Below are 15,349 nucleotides of genomic sequence, written 5' to 3'. Positions count from 1 at the left end.
TCGAAACGGGAGCCTTGCTTGTCGGACAGTCCAGCGCACGCCGACAACCGCTTCTGGCATCTTTCACCCGATCAGCTATGCAAGCGCCTGGGCTGCGGCCTCACCGGCCTGACCGCCGCGGACGCCTCCGAGCGCCTCGATCGCTTTGGGCCGAACAGCGACGCGCGGCCGCGCGTCGAGGGGGCGGCGCGTGCGATCACGCGCCGGCTGCTAGAGCCGCTGTCTCTGATCCTGCTGGTTGCCGGCATCGTCTCGATGCTCACCGGCGATGATATCGGCGGGCTCATCATTGTCCTGATACTCGTGCTCTCGATCGGGCTCGACACCGTCCAGGAAGGCCATGCGTTGCAGGCCGCGGAAGTGCTCCGCCGATCGGTGGCGCTCAAGGCCGAAGTCAGACGCGACAACGAGTTCCGCGAGATCGACGTCGATCGGCTCGTGCCGGGCGACATCCTGCGCGTCCGTTCAGGCGACATCATTCCCGCGGACGCGCTCATCCTGGAGTGCACAGCCTTCACCGCGGGCGAAGCGGCGCTCACCGGCGAACCCTATCCGGTACAGAAGCGCGCCGGCGCCACCACCGACCCGGACGACACGTCGAATGCACTGTTTCGCGGCGCCGTCGCGCAAACCGGCGAGGCGATCGCGCTCGTCGTCAGGACCGGACGCGACACCGTGTTCGGAGCGGCGGCCTCCGCACTTGCCGAGGCCCAGACGCCTTCACCGTTCGAACGCGACTTGCGCGAATTCGGCCTCGTGATCGCGCGGGCCACGCTCGCGTTGGTGCTGGTCGTGCTCACCGTCCGCGTGGTGTTCGGCCGCCCCGTGATGGACTCGCTGCTGTTTGCCGTCGCGCTCGCGGTCGGGCTGACGCCGGAACTGCTGCCGATGATCACCACGGTGACGCTGTCGCGCGGCGCGCTGCGCATGGCCGGCCGCAAGGTGATCGTCAAGCGCCTCGCCGCGATCCACGATCTCGGCGCCATGACCGTCTTGTGCACGGACAAGACGGGCACGCTGACCTCGGCCGAGATCACGCTGGCCAAGAGTCTCGATGCCGCCGGCAAGGACGATGCCCGCGCCGCGCGGCTCGGCGCCATCGCCGCGAAACTCGGCGGCGATCGCGGCTCGCTCGACGCGGCGCTGGTTGCCGGCCAGCCGAATGCCGCACAGGACTGGACGCTTGCCGGCAGGCAGGCCTTCGACTTTTCACGGCGGCTGGGATCCGTGCTCGCGACCGGCCCCGAAGGCGCGCTGCTCATCGTCAAGGGCGCGCCGGAGGCGGTGCTCGAGCTGTGCGTGATGGATGACGGCGCCCGGACCCGCGCGATCGCCCGCGTGCACGAGCTCGCGAGCGAAGGGCTCCGCAGCATCGCGATCGCCTCGCGCCCTTGGACCGGCGCAACGCGCGAGGTCGAGACCGCCGACGAGACCGATCTCGTCTTCGAAGGTTTTTGCGCCTTCGCCGACCCGCCGAAGCCGACGGCCGCGGCCGCGATCGCACGGCTCGCGGCAACCGGCATCACGCTGAAGATCCTGTCGGGCGACGATCCGGTGGTGGTGAAGCGGCTCGCCGGCCTGGTCGGGCTGAATGCCGACCGCGTCCTGTCGGGAGCCGACATCGCCGAACTCAGCGACGAAGCACTGGCAGTCCAGGTTCAATCGACCGACGCCTACGGCCGGCTAGCGCCCGATCAGAAGTCGCGCATCGTGAAGGCCCTTCAGGCCGGCGGCGCGGTGGTCGGCTTTCTCGGCGACGGCATCAACGACGCTCCGGCACTAAAGGCCGCCGATATCGGCCTGTCGGTCGAAGGCGCGACCGGCGTGGCGCAGGCCGCCGCCGACATCATCCTGCTCGCCTCGGATCTCGAAGTCGTCGCCGACGGAGTCGAAGAGGGCCGGCGCACCTTCGCCAACATCATGAAATACGTCCGGATGGGCGCGAGCTCGAATTTCGGAAACATGCTGTCGATGGCGATCGCCTCGATGGCGCTGCCGTTCCTGCCGATGCTGCCGACGCAGATCCTGCTCAACAACCTGCTCTACGATCTCTCCGAGCTCGGCATCCCCTTCGACCAGGTCTCGCGCGCGGCCACCGCGCAGCCGCAGGTCTGGAGCATGACGCGGCTGGCGCGTTTCGCCGCGATCATGGGGCCGTTGTCCTCGGTCTTCGACTTCCTGACCTTCGGCGCTCTCATCATGCTGTTTCATGCGTCGCCGGACGAATTCCGCACCGCCTGGTTCATCGAATCCATGGCGACGCAGATCCTCGTAATCTTCATCATTCGCACCAATGGCCGACCGTGGCGCAGCTGGCCCGATCCGGTGCTGTCCGCCTCCTCGCTGGTCGCCCTGCTGGTCGCGATGGTGGTGCCTTTCACGCCGGTCGGTGCCTGGTTCGGCTTTGTTGCACCGCCACCGGTCATGATGGGCGGCATCGCGGTTCTGGTTGCCGTCTATCTCGCCTGTGCCGAACTGTTGAAGCCGTTCGCGATCCGTGCCGGGCTGAAGCGTTGAGCGGGTTCCGGCCGCTGCCATGCATGGACGCGATGCGCCTCGCGCCGTTGATATCGGCCGGATTTCCGTGTCTTTGAACGGGCCGGGTCTGAACCGGCCCGGGTGCCGCCGGGCTGGAGGCTTGGCGCATGACGCGGGGCCACAACAACCACAATGTCCGCCACCGACGAGACCACCGGGGCCGCCACGTCCGGCCACAACTGGATCGCCAACCAGCCTTATCTGCTGCTCAGCATCACCGCGCTGTGTTGGGCCGGCAATGCGATTGTCGGACGGCTCGCCGCCGGTCACATCCCGCCGGTGACGCTGTCGTTCCTGCGCTGGTTCTTCGCCTTTCTGCTGGTGCTGCCGTTCGCCTGGAAACACCTTGCGCAGGACTGGCCCGCGATCCGCGGCAAGCTCGGCCTGATGGTCACGCTCTCGATCACCGGCATCGGCGCCTTCAACACGCTGCAATATTGGGCGCTCGAGCATACGCAGGCGCTCAACACGCTGCTCTTGCAATCCGCCGCGCCGCTCGTCGTGGCGCTGTGGTCGCTGGCCATCCTCGGGATCAGGCTCACCGTGGCGCAGGCCTTCGGCGTGCTCCTGTCGATGTGCGGCGTGCTGATCATCCTGCTGCATGGCGATTTCACCACGCTGTCGAACATCGACTTCAACAAGGGCGACCTCATCTTCGTCGTCGCGCTCGTTATCTTCGCGCTGTATTCGGTGCTGACCTTGAAGCGGCCGCCGATGCACGGCCTGTCATTCCTCGCCTTCACTTTCGGCTGCGGTGCTGCCTGTCTCATTCCGCTGGAGATCTGGGAGCTGTCCGCGCGCCCCGTGATGAAGCTCGACGGGCCTAACCTCCTGACCCTGTTCTATGTCGCGGTGTTCCCCTCGACGCTCGCCTATCTCTGCTTCAATCGCGGTGTCCGGCTGATCGGCGCCAACCGCGCCGCGCCGTTCTTCCATGTCGTGCCGGTGTTCGGCTCGATCATGGCAATGGCGTTTCTGGGCGAGCACCCGCAGGCGTTCCACTTCATCGGCTTCGCGCTGGTGCTGGCCGGCGTGTTCGTGGCGTCACGGAAGCAGGCGGCATAGGTCCTCCTTCTCCGCCGCAGGAGAGGGGGAAAAGCGCCGCGCTGCAGCCAAGCCTACTTCGTCTTGAACTTGCTGTACGCTTCGTTCATCGCAATGATGACGTGCTCGGCGCAGGCATTGACGCGATGCGGATCAGCCTCGGTCTCGTAGGCCTCCGACGTCATCATGTCGACGAAAGCCGCAACTGTGGGATAATGGACCAGCGCCACGAAATCCCAGTTGTTGCCCTGCTGCGGGCCGAGCGCGACCGCCTTGGCGTCGCCGGTCCAGAGCAGCGTGCCGCCGCGCGCCTTGATCATCGGCACTGTGACCGCACTGTAGCGCAAATAGGCGTCCCAGCCGGAACCGTCGCCGTCGCCGGAGCGCACGTGGAAGCGCATCAGGTTCAACATCACCACCGGTGCATCCCGATCGAGCCGCTCCAGGCCGTCGATGTTCAACATATTAACCGCCAATGCCGCCTCCTCTGGTCATGCCTGCATTGTAGCATTGCGGCCGCGTGACTTGTGCCACGACGTAAATCCGGCGCAAGCTCGTATCCAACGCCAATGACGATCGCTTCGCCCGCGCCACCGGCCTCCAATCCGGCCAGTTGGCTCAACAACCAGCCTTATCTGCTGCTCAGCCTGAGCTCGCTGTTCTGGGCCGGCAACATCGTGCTCGCGCGCCACGTCGGCGCGCATGTGCCGCCGCTGACGGTGACCACGATCCGCTGGTTCGGCGTGTTCCTGATCCTCCTGCCGTTCGCCTGGCCGCATCTGAAGCGCGACTGGCCGAATCTGCGCAAGAGCCTGCCGCTGATGCTGTTCCTGTCGCTGGTGGGCTTTGCCTTCAACAACGCGATCTCGTACTGGGCGATGCAGTACACGGAAGCGCTGAACGCGCTGCTGATCCAGTCGGCCGGGCCGCTGTTCGTGGCGCTGTGGTCGCTGGTGCTGTTCGGCGTGCGGCTGACCGGTGCGCAGCTCGCAGGCATCGGGATCTCGCTTCTCGGCGTGCTGATCATCATCCTGCGCGGCGATCTCGCCGCGCTCGCGAGCATCAGCTTCAACAGGGGCGACATCATGTTCGCCTCCTCGCTGGTGGCGTTCGGGATCTACTCCGCCTTCATCCCGCGGCGACCGAAGATCCACCAACTCTCCTTTCTCTCCTTCACCACCTGCTGCGGCGCGACGATGCTGCTGCCGACCGCGATCTGGGAGGCCTGGAGCGGCCGCGTCCTGCAACTCGACGGGGTGACGCTGGCGACGCTGGGCTACATCCTGATCTTTCCCTCGACGCTGGCCTATCTCTTCTTCAACCGGGGCGTGGCGCTGATCGGCCCGAACCGCGCCGCGCCGTTCTTCCATCTGGTGCCGGTGTTCGGCTCGGCGATGGCGATCCTGCTGCTCGGCGAAAAGATTCAGCCATTCCACTTGATCGGCTACCTGCTGGTGCTCGCCGGCGTCGTGATCGCCTCGCGCCAGGGGTCTGCGGTGAAGTAATTCCGCAGCGCGAGACGAAGCGACAAACTCGCGCCTTCCGATTTCGACGAGGAGACGCTAGGTTCCCCGCCAACGAAAAAAGAGGGAACGAACCGACATGCTTTCAGCGTTGATCCGAAACCTGCGTGCCATCGGCACGGCCGTCCTTTGTCTCGCCGCCGCGTCCGCTGCGCAGGCCGACAACTATCCGAGCCGCAACATCACGTTGGTGCTGCCGTTCGCGGCCGGCAGCGGCACCGACACCACGACGCGGCTGATCTCGCAGCATTTGTCGCAGGCGCTCGGCGTCGGCATCGTGATCGAGAACAAGGCGGGCGCCAACGGCATGATCGCCGCCACCTATGTCGCGCGCGCCGCGCCCGACGGCTACACGCTGCTGGTGACCACCAACACCACGCATTCGGCCAATCCCTACCTGCTCAAAAGCCTAACCTACGATCCGGTCAAGGACTTCACCCCGATCGCGCGCACCGGCGACCTGCCCTTCATGCTGGTGATCCACCCGGAGGTGCCGGCCAAGACGGTCGGCGAACTCATCGCCTACGGCAAGGCCAATCCGGGCAAGCTGAGCTACGCCTCGGGCTCGTCCTCGGCGATCGTGTCGGGTGCGACCTTCGCGCACAATGCCGGCCTCGACCTCCTGCACGTGCCCTACAAGAGCTCGCCGCCGGCGCTCAACGACGTCATGGGCGGACGCGTCTCGATGATGTTCGTGGACATCCTGACCGGCCTGCCGCATGTCCAGGGCAACGCGCTGCGCGCGCTCGCCGTCACGACAAAGGACCGCTCGGCGCTGGTGCCGAACCTGCCCTCGATGCAGGAGGCCGGCGTGCGGGACTTCGACATCTCGTCGTGGCAGGGCTATTTCGGACCCGCCGGCATGCCCAAGGAGATCGTGACGCGACTCAATGGCGAGATCCGGAAGATCATCGAGCAGCCGGAGATCAAGGCCAAGCTCGCCACCCTCGGCATGGACGCGTTTTCGGGCACGCCGGAGCAGCTCGGTACGTTCGTGAACGAACAGCTGGTGTTGTGGGAGAAGCTGATCCGGGAGGCGGGGATCGAGAAGCAGTAGGACGGTCTCGTAGGGTGGGCAAAGCGAAACGTGCCCACCGAGAAGTTACCGCGAACTCAAAAAGAAAAAGGGTGGGCACGACGCTTCGCGTCTTTGCCCACCCTACGAATTCAGTGCAAGAACTTACGCCGCGCGCATCTTGGCGAGGAAGCCGTCGACTGCGCTGCGCAGCGCGCCGGACTGGCTGTCGAGCTCGCGGGCGTTGGTGAGCACGTCGGCTGCCGCCGTGCCGGTCGCTTCCGCGGCCGACGTGACGCTGCCGATATTGGCGTTGATCTCGCTCGAGCCGGCGGCGACCGACTGGATGTTGCGGGCGATCTCGCGGGTCGCCTCGCCCTGCTGCTCGATCGAGGCGGAAATGCCCGCGGTGATCTGGCTCATCTCGGCGATGGTCTGGGTGATGCCGCCGATGGCGGCGACCGCATCGCTGGTCGAGGTCTGCATCGCCGCGACCTGGGCGGAGATTTCCTCCGTCGCCTTGGCGGTCTGGTTGGCGAGGGCCTTGACTTCGGAAGCGACGACGGCGAAGCCGCGGCCGGATTCACCGGCACGCGCCGCCTCGATGGTGGCGTTGAGGGCGAGCAGATTGGTCTGCGCCGCGATCGAGTGGATCAGCTTGACCACCTCGCCGATCTTCTCGGCGCCGGTGGAGAGCTCCTGCACCGTGGCATTGGTGCGCTCGGCGTCGTTGACGGCGCGGCTCGCCACCTCGGTCGAGCGGGTGACCTGGCGCGAGATCTCCGCAACCGAGCTCGACAGCTCTTCGGCGGCGGCGGCAACCGTGCCGACATTGCCCGACGCTCTCTGCGAGGCGGCGCCGACCGTCGCCGCACGCGAAGAGGCGTCGCTGGCGGTCGCGGTCATCGATTGCGCCGTGGCTTGCATACCCGTCGCGGCCGAGGAGACCGAGCGGACGATGCCGTTGACGCTGCGTTCGAAGTCGCTGGCGATGCCCTCCATCGCGCTGCGACGTTCCGCCGCGACACGATCCTTGGCATCGGCTTCGCTCTTCTCGATTTCGCGAATGCGCAGTGCGTTGTCCTTGAAGATCTGGACGGTCGAGGCCATTGCGCCGACCTCGTCGCCACGGCCGACGCCGGGAATGTCGCCCTCGAGCTTGCCCTCGGCGAGATCCTTCATGCGGGCGCCGAGCAGCGCCAAGGGACGGCTGATGCTGCGGCCGAGCAGCCAGGCGACGCTTCCGGCGACGATGACGATACCGAACATGGCGAGACCGAGCAGCCAGTAGACCGGGCCCATCTTTGCGTCGATGTCGTCGAGATAGGCGCCGGTGCCGAGATACATCTCGAGTTCGGGGACGGCCACCGCGTAGCCCATCTTCCGGATCAAGCCTTCGTGGCCCGGTTTCGCGTATTCATAGGTCAAAAGGATCGAACCGTTGGCCTTCGCGCCGTTCATCAGCTCCAAGGACAGTTTGCGGCCATTGGTCAGAACTTCCATGCGGTTGGTGCCGATCTGCTTTGGATCTGGCGCCAGCTGCGTGATACCGTCATAGGACGTCCCGAATAGATAACCGGCCCCTTTGTCATAGGTCATCGCGTTGCCGTAGCGGCGAAGATCAGCCATCGCGGCGTCCTTCGTCATCTCGCCCGCATCCACCCGCTTCTTCAGCGCCAACGCATAGTTGCGGCCCATGTCGACGATGGCCTTGGCCTGCTCGATACGCGCGTTCACCATCTCCTGCTTCATCAAATAGCCGGCCAGAAATCCGGAGATGCACAGGCCGAACAAGGTGACGCCGACGAGAATGCCGAGCTTAGGGGCGATCTTCAGATTGCTCAATTTCACGGGATGCTCCGGCAACAAAGGGATAAGGATGCGCGAGGGAATCGATCTCAATTGAATCAACTTTTAGTGGCGAGCCCTTAGCAACCTGTTACGGAGCGCCCCGTAAAAGCCCGGAGGAAACGTCGGGGCCGTCGCACAAATCGCCGCCACGGCAACCGCCGATTGTACGCAACCGCCCCGATTTCGCGTAAAAGACGCAAAGGCCCGCGCGAAGGCGGGTCGCAACAAGAAACCAAATCGGGAGCAGGACATGCCGAAATACAGGATCGTGACGCCGAAGGGCGCGAGCTTCACGGTCGCGAGCAGCGATTATTCCTATGAGCGTGAGGCGCTCGATCCGATCGACGCCGAGATCGTCGAGGCGCCGGCCGACGAGGCCGGGTTCATCGCCGTCGCGAAGACAGCGGACGCCATCTACGCCAAGGGCATTCCGATCACCAAGACCATCATCGACGCGCTGGAGAGCTGCAAGGTCATCACGCTGGGCTCGGTTGGCGTCGACAGCGTCGACATCAAGGCTGCAACCGCGCGCGGCATTCCTGTCACCAACATCCCCGACACCTTCATCGAGGAGGTCGCCGACCATGCCATGATGCTGCTGCTCGCAGGCTTCCGCCGGCTGGTCGAGCAGGACCGGATGGTGCGCAGCGGCCGCTGGGCCGAGGGCAGGCCGGCGTTGTCGAAGATTCCACGGCTGATGGGCCAGACGCTCGGCTTCATCTCGTTCGGCCGCGTGGCGCGTGCAGTTGCGAAACGCGCGGCGCCGTTCGGGCTGCGGATGATGGCCTACGATCCCTTCATCCAGGAAACGCTGATGTCCGACCACGGCGTGATTCCGGCGACGCTGAACGAGGTGCTGTCGCAATCCGACTTCGTCTCGATGCACGCCCCCGCCCGGCCCGAGGTGCATCACATGCTCACCGAGAAGCACTTCCGGCAGATGAAGAAGGGCTCGGTCTTCGTCAACACCGGCCGCGGCGCCACCGTGGACGAGGAAAGCCTGATCAAGGCGCTTCAGGAGGGCTGGATCGCCCATGCCGCCCTCGACGTGCTGGAGAAGGAGCCGCCCTCGCACAACAATCCGCTGCTCGGCATGGACAACGTCACCCTGACCGCCCATGTCGCCTCCGCCTCGGCACGGTTTGACGAGGCGCGCAAGCGCCGGGTGGGCTACGAATTGTCACTGGTGCTTCAGGGCATGTGGCCGGTAAGCTGCGTCAATCCGTCGGTGCTGCAAGACACCGCGCTCCGCCGCTGGCAGCCTGTCAGCATGGACCGCGGCCCGAACAGCTAGGCGGGACGGCCGCGAAGGCGCGCCGGCAACCGGCAAAAGACTGAAAACGACCCTTCACCGGCGATCAACGCCGGGAAGGGAAACACATAGGGAGGAACCGATGAGGAACGACATCACACGTCGTGATGCCTTGGCGCTGGGCCTGTCCGCTGCGGCAATCGCGGCCACCGGTGCTCCGGCAAATGCGCAATCCGCGATCAAGGCCGCGGACGTCCCCGCACCGAAACTGCCGATCGAGAAAGGCGCATCCCTGCGCATGCTGCGACCGGTACGCTTCGTCCAGGCCGACGAGGACGTGTTCCGCGCCAATGCGGCAAAATTCACCAAGGAGACCGGCGTCGAGGTCAAGGTCGATTTCGTCGGCTGGGAGGACATCAACCAGCAAACCGCGGTGACCTCGAATTCCGGCGCGGGTCCCGACATCATCATCGGCTTCTCCGACGCACCGCACATCTATGTCGACAAGCTGATCGAGCTCACCGACGTCGCCGATTATCTCGGCAAACGGTACGGCGGCTGGCTGCCGCTGGCGCAGCGCTACGGCAAGAAGAACAAGAGCCCCACTTGGATCGGGCTGCCGTTCGGCGCCACCGCGGGTCCGCTGATCTACCGCAAGTCGATCCTGCAATCGGTCGGCTTCGACAAGGTGCCGGAAGACCATGCCGGAATCCTCGACCTCTGCCAGAAGCTCCAGAAGGCCGGCAAGCCGGCGGGCTTCGCCCTCGGCAATGCCAAGGGAGACGGCAACGGGTTCGCAAGCTGGGCGCTATGGTCGCACAACGCGGCCCTGCTCGACGAAGAGGGCAACGTCATCATCAACAGCAAGGAGACGATCGCCGCGCTGAACTGGGTCAAGCAGCTCTACCCGACCTTCATCGCCGGCACGACGTCCTGGAATGACGTCAGCAACAACCGCGCCTACGCCGCGCAGGAGATCGCGCTGACCGCCAACGGCGTCTCGCTGTATTTTTCGCTGAAGAACGATCCGGCGACCAAGGCGATCGCCGACGACAGTGAACATCAACTGCTGCCGAAAGGTGTCGCCAAGGTCTCGCCGATGGCGGGCCTGACGCTGAACGCCATGGTGTTCAAGCACAGCCAGTACCCCAATGCCGCAAAGGCCTTCCTGCAATACATGCTGGAAAAGGACCAGTACGAGCCTTGGCTCAACGCCAATTCCGGCTACTGGTCCCAGCCGCTCGCCGCCTATGCCGAAGCGGCCGTGTGGTCGCAGGATCCCAAGGTGCAGCTGTTCAAGAACACCATGAACAGCACCTATTACGACGGCTATGCGGGTCCGATCTCGACCGCGACCGGCGCCGTGAGCGCCGACTACGTGCTGATTCAGATGTTCGCGTCGGTTGCGACCGGCGCTGCCACACCGGAAGCCGCGGCCGCGGAAGCCGAGCAGCGCTGCAAGCGGTACTTCCGGCGGCAGAAGTAGCGCTGGACAGAAGTTCGTCATTGCGAGCGAAGCGAAGCAATCCAGCCTGTCTCCGCGCTTACAGCCTGGATTGCTTCGTCGCTTCGCTCCTCGCAATGACGGGCGTGGTGACTTCCAGAGACAGGACAACGACCCGATGTCCGTGACCACACTTCCCACTCTCGCCCTCGCACGACGGCAGCCCTCCTGGCTGGTACGCCTGTTCGACTACAAGCCGTTCCTGATCGTGATGTGCCTCGCACCCGCGATCGGGCTGCTCGCGGTGTTCCTGACCTATCCGCTCGGCCTCGGCATCTGGCTCGCCTTCACCGACACCACGATCGGCAGAAAAGGCGTCTTCGTCGGCTTCGAGAATTTCCAGTATCTGCTCACCGATTCCCTGTGGTGGAACGCGGTATTCTACAGCGTGGTCTACACGGGGATCGCGACCTTCGGGAAGTTCGCGCTGGGCTTCTGGCTCGCGCTGCTGCTCAACAACCATTTTCCGTTCAAGAGCCTGTTGCGTGCGATCATCCTGATGCCCTGGATCGTGCCCACGGTGCTCTCGGCGCTGGCGTTCTGGTGGATCTACGATCCGCAGTTCTCGATCATCTCCTACCTTCTGGTCGACGTGCTGCACTGGCGCACGACCAATATCGACTTTCTCGGCTCGCCCTGGCCGGCGCGCTTCTCGCTGATCGCCGCCAACATCTGGCGCGGCATTCCTTTCGTCGCGATCTCGCTGCTGGCGGGCCTGCAGACCATTTCGCCCTCGCTCTATGAAGCCGCGATGCTCGATGGCGCCAGCGCCTGGCAGCGGTTCCGCTACATCACCTTCCCGATGATGATGCCGATCCTCGCCATCGTCATGACCTTCTCGATCATCTTCACCTTCACCGACTTCCAGCTGGTCTACGCCATCACCCGTGGCGGACCCGGCAACTCGACCCATTTGCTGGCAACGCTGGCCTTCCAACGCGGCATTGCCGGTGGCGAGCTCGGCGAAGGCGCGGCGATCGCCGTGTCGATGATCCCGTTCCTGGTGTTCGCGACGCTGTTCTCTTATTTCGGCCTGGCGCGCCGCAAATGGCAGCAGGGAGAGAGCAATGACTGATACCGCTGCCCAGCCGGCCGCCGTCGCCACCACACCGCCGGACACCATGGCCTGGGATTCCGGGCTGCGGCGGCTGATGATGATCTACCTGCCGCTCGGCTGCTTCGTGCTGATCCTGCTGTTTCCGTTCTACTGGATGGCGATCACGTCGTTCAAGCCGAACGCCGAGCTGATGAACTACCGGGAGCACAACCCGTTCTGGATCTCCTCGCCGACGCTGGCCCACATCAAGCACCTGTTGTTCGACACCGCCTATCCGCGCTGGCTGTGGACGACGATGCTGGTCGCTATCGGCGCGACCACGCTGTCGCTGATCGCGAGCACGCTGGCCGCCTATGCGATCGAACGCCTGCGCTTCCGCGGCAGCCCCTATGTCGGCCTCGGCATCTATCTCGCCTATCTCGTGCCGCCGTCGATCCTGTTCATTCCGCTGGCAACCGTGGTCGTGCAGTTCGGCCTGTTCGACAGCCCGCTCGCCCTGATCCTGGTCTACCCGACCTTCCTGGTGCCGTTCTGCACCTGGCTCCTGATCGGCTATTTCAAATCGATCCCCTACGAGCTCGAGGAGTGCGCGCTGGTGGACGGCGCCACACGGCTCCAGATCCTGCGCCGGATCACGCTGCCGCTGGCGGTGCCCGGCCTGATCTCGGCCGGCATCTTCTCCTTCACGCTGTCCTGGAACGAGTTCATCTACGCGCTCGCCTTCATCCAGAGCGGCGCCAACAAGACGGTGCCGGTCGCGATCCTGACCGAGCTCGTCACCGGCGACGTCTACCAGTGGGGCGCGCTGATGGCGGGATCGCTGCTCGGCTCGCTGCCGGTCGCGATCTTCTACTCGCTGTTCGTCGATTACTACGTGTCGTCGCTGACCGGCGCGGTAAAGGAGTAGCTCGCGGCTGCGCGCAAGCGCGCAGTCGATCGTGCTATCGTGATAGACTGCTTGCTGCATTGGCCCCACGCTCCATCGTGACAGCGGGGTCGATCATTGGCGCCGCCGATTGTCGCTCGAGAAAGCGAGAATTGCATGCGTTCGCCAAAGCTCCCATCGTTATCTCGACGCGGTTTCTGCCTGTGTTGCGTCGGCGCCGCCGCGTCCGCCGCCGCTTCGGGATGGCTCAGCCCGAGACAAGCCTACGCGGAAGCGCGAGGCATCGTCAGCCTGATCAAGGACAGTGCTGCGGTATCGCCGATTGTCACGCATAAGCTCCGAAACAACATCACTGTGCTGGAAGGCTCCGGCGGCAACATTGCCGTGCTGACCGGGCCCGACGGCAAGGTGCTGATCGACGCCGGCATCCGCGTCTCACGTCCGCAGCTCGCCAAAGCGCTGGCTGATCTCGGCGCCGATCCCGTGACCCATCTCGTCAACACCCACTGGCATTTCGATCATGCCGATGGCAACGAATGGCTGCATGCAGCCGGCGCCAAAATCATTGCGCAGGAAAACACCCGCAAACACCTTGCCGAAGTGCAGCGGGTCGAGGACTGGGACTACAATTTCCTTCCGCTCGGCGCCGGCGGAATCCCCAGCGAAGTCTTTGCCGACAGCCGCGAGCTCAAGCTCAACGGAACCTCGATCGGCCTGAAGTATTACGGGCCCGCGCACACCGACAGCGACATCTCCGTCACTTTCGCAGAAGCCAACATCGTTCACGTCGCCGACATGTTCTGGAACGGCATCTATCCGTTCATCGACTATTCGACCGGCGGCAGCATCGGCGGGATGATCGCGGCATGCGACGCCAACCTCGCGACGATGGACAAGGACACGATCGTCATCGCCGGGCATGGCAAGCCGGTCGGCAACAAAGTCGAATTCCAGGCCTTTCGCGACATGCTCGTAGGGATCCGCGACAACGTCGCCCGGCTCAAAAAGCAGGGACGAACGCGGGATGAAACCGTTGCGGCGAAGCCGACAGCGGCGTTCGACGCGATATGGGGGCAGTTCGTGATCGATCCCGGCTTCTTCACCCGACTGGTCTACCAAGGCGTTTGAAAAACCCCTCGCGCCGTCGGCGAACTCATCGTTTTGAAAAGGACATTGACATGAAAACCGCAGAGACCGCAGGCAAGCCACCGCTCCTCGATCGTCGCCGTCTCGTTCTTGGGTTGTCCGGAGCGGCTGTCGCAGTTGCTTCGACGGCAGCATCCGCGAAGCCGGAGGGCGACGAACACACCGCAGGTGCCTATCCGGTCACCTATCATCGAACCGCGACCGTCGATGGCATCAAGATATTCTACCGCGAAGCCGGGCGGAAGGACGCGCCGGTCGTGCTGTTGCTGCACGGCTTCCCGACCTCCTCGCACATGTTCCGCAACCTGATCCCGGCACTGGCCGACAGGTACCACGTGATCGCTCCCGACTATCCCGGATACGGCCAGAGCGAGATGCCACCGCGCGCGACATTCAAGTACACTTTCGACCGTTTCGGCGAGCTTGTCGGCGGCCTGCTCGACCAGCTCGGCGTCACCCGCTATGCGATGTATGTCATGGATTACGGAGCTCCCGTGGGCTGGCGGCTGGCGCTCAAGAATCCAGAGCGCATCAGCGGCTTGATCGTGCAGAACGGCAACGCCTATGATGAAGGGTTGAAGGAGTTCTGGAATCCGATCAAGCAATACTGGGCCGACGGATCCGAGACCAGCCGGCAGGCATTGATGAAGCTGGTCACGCTGGAAACGACGAAATTCCAGTACACCGACGGCATGTCCGACGTCAGCCGGATTTCACCCGACAACTGGGTGCAGGATCAGGCGCTGCTCGACCGTCCCGGCAACAGCGACATCCAGATGGACCTGTTCTACGACTATCGGACCAATTTGCCGCTGTATCCCGCGGTGCAGGCCTACTTCCGCAAGCACAAGCCGCCGACACTGATCGTCTGGGGCAAGAACGATTTTATCTTCCCCGCCGATGGCGCCCATCCCTACAAACGCGACCTGCCCCAGGTGGAATTTCACCTCATCAACACCGGCCATTTTGCGCTTGAGGACAAGTTCGACGAAATGGTCCCGTTGATCCGCAACTTCCTCTCCCGCAAGATCGCCTGATCGTCCCGGAAGGAAACGGACATGTATGCCGCTCTCGACTGCATGGCCGTTCTGGCGGCCTCAACTCTGTTCGCAACAGCCGCCATCGCCCAAACCGCCAGAGACGCGCGCGGCCCATCGCCGCTGGTCGCAATCGAAAACGAGGCGCCCGCGCGGTTGATCGTCGATCCGCCGCTCGCCGAACAATTGGTGCAGGGTCTCGTCTTCATCCAGTACAGCACGGAGAATCTCCGCGTCGTGCCGGTGTTCGGCAAGGGCGCGCTCGACGTATCGCCGCGCATCGGCCACGTCCATATCACGGTCGACGATGCGCCATGGCATTTTGTCGATGCCAGTGGCGAGACCGTGATCGTGGTCGGACTGAAGCCGGGCCCCCACAAGGTTCTGTTGGAGTTGGCCGATCCCACGCACCACGTGATCGACAGCAAGACCGTCAGCTTCGAGATTCCAACACCCTTAAAAAAATAGCCATCGGCTGCGGCGTTTGGCCCGGCTT

Annotated in this window: 13 protein-coding genes; 11 read left to right on the top strand and 2 right to left on the bottom strand. The window is 64.3% G+C overall.

Annotated features, from left to right (window positions below; genetic code table 11):
- Positions 1–18 precede the first annotated feature (18 nt).
- Both mgtA and AC0L2F_RS21825 read left to right on the top strand, forming a co-directional pair.
- Positions 19–2,517: a magnesium-translocating P-type ATPase gene (gene mgtA / locus AC0L2F_RS21830; RefSeq protein WP_473249800.1), complete on the top strand. Its 2,499-nt coding sequence runs from the start codon at positions 19–21 to the stop codon at positions 2,515–2,517.
- 153 nt (positions 2,518–2,670) lie between these two features.
- Positions 2,671–3,603, top strand: a complete 933-nt coding sequence (locus AC0L2F_RS21825) for a DMT family transporter (protein ID WP_473249799.1) — start codon at positions 2,671–2,673, stop codon at positions 3,601–3,603.
- Between the two features lie 53 nt (positions 3,604–3,656).
- Here the strand turns inward: AC0L2F_RS21825 and AC0L2F_RS21820 are convergent, their stop codons facing one another.
- A complete protein-coding gene (locus tag AC0L2F_RS21820) occupies positions 3,657–4,046 on the bottom strand; it encodes a DUF1330 domain-containing protein (RefSeq protein ID WP_473249848.1) in 390 nt (129 codons plus the stop codon).
- A gap of 105 nt (positions 4,047–4,151) precedes the next feature.
- Here AC0L2F_RS21820 and AC0L2F_RS21815 point away from each other — a divergent pair, with 105 nt between their 5' ends.
- Both AC0L2F_RS21815 and AC0L2F_RS21810 read left to right on the top strand, forming a co-directional pair.
- The gene (locus AC0L2F_RS21815) at positions 4,152–5,087 is read left to right on the top strand and encodes a DMT family transporter (RefSeq protein ID WP_007614154.1); all 936 of its coding nucleotides are present in this window, start codon (positions 4,152–4,154) and stop codon (positions 5,085–5,087) included.
- A 97-nt stretch (positions 5,088–5,184) separates the two neighbouring features.
- Positions 5,185–6,162: a Bug family tripartite tricarboxylate transporter substrate binding protein gene (locus AC0L2F_RS21810; protein WP_007614156.1), complete on the top strand. Its 978-nt coding sequence runs from the start codon at positions 5,185–5,187 to the stop codon at positions 6,160–6,162.
- A gap of 123 nt (positions 6,163–6,285) precedes the next feature.
- Here the strand turns inward: AC0L2F_RS21810 and AC0L2F_RS21805 are convergent, their stop codons facing one another.
- Complete coding sequence (locus tag AC0L2F_RS21805; protein ID WP_473249798.1) at positions 6,286–7,971, bottom strand: methyl-accepting chemotaxis protein; 1,686 nt, start codon at positions 7,969–7,971, stop codon at positions 6,286–6,288.
- A gap of 250 nt (positions 7,972–8,221) precedes the next feature.
- On the opposite strand from AC0L2F_RS21805, the gene AC0L2F_RS21800 reads away from it, so the two are divergent.
- The 7 genes from AC0L2F_RS21800 to AC0L2F_RS21770 all read left to right on the top strand — a co-directional run bounded on the left by AC0L2F_RS21800 (position 8,222) and on the right by AC0L2F_RS21770 (position 15,321).
- Positions 8,222–9,265, top strand: coding sequence for a C-terminal binding protein (locus AC0L2F_RS21800; RefSeq protein WP_473249797.1), 1,044 nt, complete (start codon positions 8,222–8,224; stop codon positions 9,263–9,265).
- 100 nt (positions 9,266–9,365) lie between these two features.
- On the top strand, positions 9,366–10,709 hold the full coding sequence (locus tag AC0L2F_RS21795) for an ABC transporter substrate-binding protein (RefSeq protein ID WP_473249796.1): 1,344 nt from the start codon (positions 9,366–9,368) through the stop codon (positions 10,707–10,709).
- 136 nt (positions 10,710–10,845) lie between these two features.
- The gene (locus AC0L2F_RS21790) at positions 10,846–11,802 is read left to right on the top strand and encodes a carbohydrate ABC transporter permease (RefSeq protein WP_007614164.1); all 957 of its coding nucleotides are present in this window, start codon (positions 10,846–10,848) and stop codon (positions 11,800–11,802) included.
- A complete protein-coding gene (locus tag AC0L2F_RS21785) occupies positions 11,795–12,691 on the top strand; it encodes a carbohydrate ABC transporter permease (RefSeq protein ID WP_007614166.1) in 897 nt (298 codons plus the stop codon). The genes AC0L2F_RS21790 and AC0L2F_RS21785 overlap by 8 nt, the downstream gene beginning before the upstream one ends.
- Positions 12,692–12,826: 135 nt before the next feature.
- Positions 12,827–13,798 carry an MBL fold metallo-hydrolase gene (locus AC0L2F_RS21780; RefSeq protein WP_473249795.1) on the top strand — a complete coding sequence of 324 codons (972 nt, stop codon included), beginning with the start codon at positions 12,827–12,829 and terminating at the stop codon, positions 13,796–13,798.
- Between the two features lie 50 nt (positions 13,799–13,848).
- On the top strand, positions 13,849–14,853 hold the full coding sequence (locus AC0L2F_RS21775) for an alpha/beta fold hydrolase (protein ID WP_007614170.1): 1,005 nt from the start codon (positions 13,849–13,851) through the stop codon (positions 14,851–14,853).
- Positions 14,854–14,874: 21 nt separating this feature from the next.
- Positions 14,875–15,321, top strand: a complete 447-nt coding sequence (locus AC0L2F_RS21770; protein ID WP_063994816.1) for a DUF6130 family protein — start codon at positions 14,875–14,877, stop codon at positions 15,319–15,321.
- Positions 15,322–15,349 lie beyond the last annotated feature (28 nt).

It is taken from the genome of Bradyrhizobium sp. Ken64 (assembly GCF_055807555.1).
The sequence above is the reverse complement of the archived record's forward strand: the minus strand, read 5'-3'. Positions and strand labels throughout refer to the sequence as shown.

What these genes read in the sequence shown, in the direction of transcription:
- AC0L2F_RS21825 (WP_473249799.1), top strand. Translation starts at nt 2,671, where the DNA reads ATGTCCGCCACCGACGAGACCACCGGGGCCGCCACGTCCGGCCACAAC.
- AC0L2F_RS21820 (WP_473249848.1), bottom strand. Translation starts at nt 4,046, where the DNA reads ATGTTGAACATCGACGGCCTGGAGCGGCTCGATCGGGATGCACCGGTG.
- AC0L2F_RS21815 (WP_007614154.1), top strand. Translation starts at nt 4,152, where the DNA reads ATGACGATCGCTTCGCCCGCGCCACCGGCCTCCAATCCGGCCAGTTGG.
- AC0L2F_RS21810 (WP_007614156.1), top strand. Translation starts at nt 5,185, where the DNA reads ATGCTTTCAGCGTTGATCCGAAACCTGCGTGCCATCGGCACGGCCGTC.
- AC0L2F_RS21800 (WP_473249797.1), top strand. Translation starts at nt 8,222, where the DNA reads ATGCCGAAATACAGGATCGTGACGCCGAAGGGCGCGAGCTTCACGGTC.
- AC0L2F_RS21795 (WP_473249796.1), top strand. Translation starts at nt 9,366, where the DNA reads ATGAGGAACGACATCACACGTCGTGATGCCTTGGCGCTGGGCCTGTCC.
- AC0L2F_RS21790 (WP_007614164.1), top strand. Translation starts at nt 10,846, where the DNA reads ATGTCCGTGACCACACTTCCCACTCTCGCCCTCGCACGACGGCAGCCC.
- AC0L2F_RS21785 (WP_007614166.1), top strand. Translation starts at nt 11,795, where the DNA reads ATGACTGATACCGCTGCCCAGCCGGCCGCCGTCGCCACCACACCGCCG.
- AC0L2F_RS21780 (WP_473249795.1), top strand. Translation starts at nt 12,827, where the DNA reads ATGCGTTCGCCAAAGCTCCCATCGTTATCTCGACGCGGTTTCTGCCTG.
- AC0L2F_RS21775 (WP_007614170.1), top strand. Translation starts at nt 13,849, where the DNA reads ATGAAAACCGCAGAGACCGCAGGCAAGCCACCGCTCCTCGATCGTCGC.
- AC0L2F_RS21770 (WP_063994816.1), top strand. Translation starts at nt 14,875, where the DNA reads ATGTATGCCGCTCTCGACTGCATGGCCGTTCTGGCGGCCTCAACTCTG.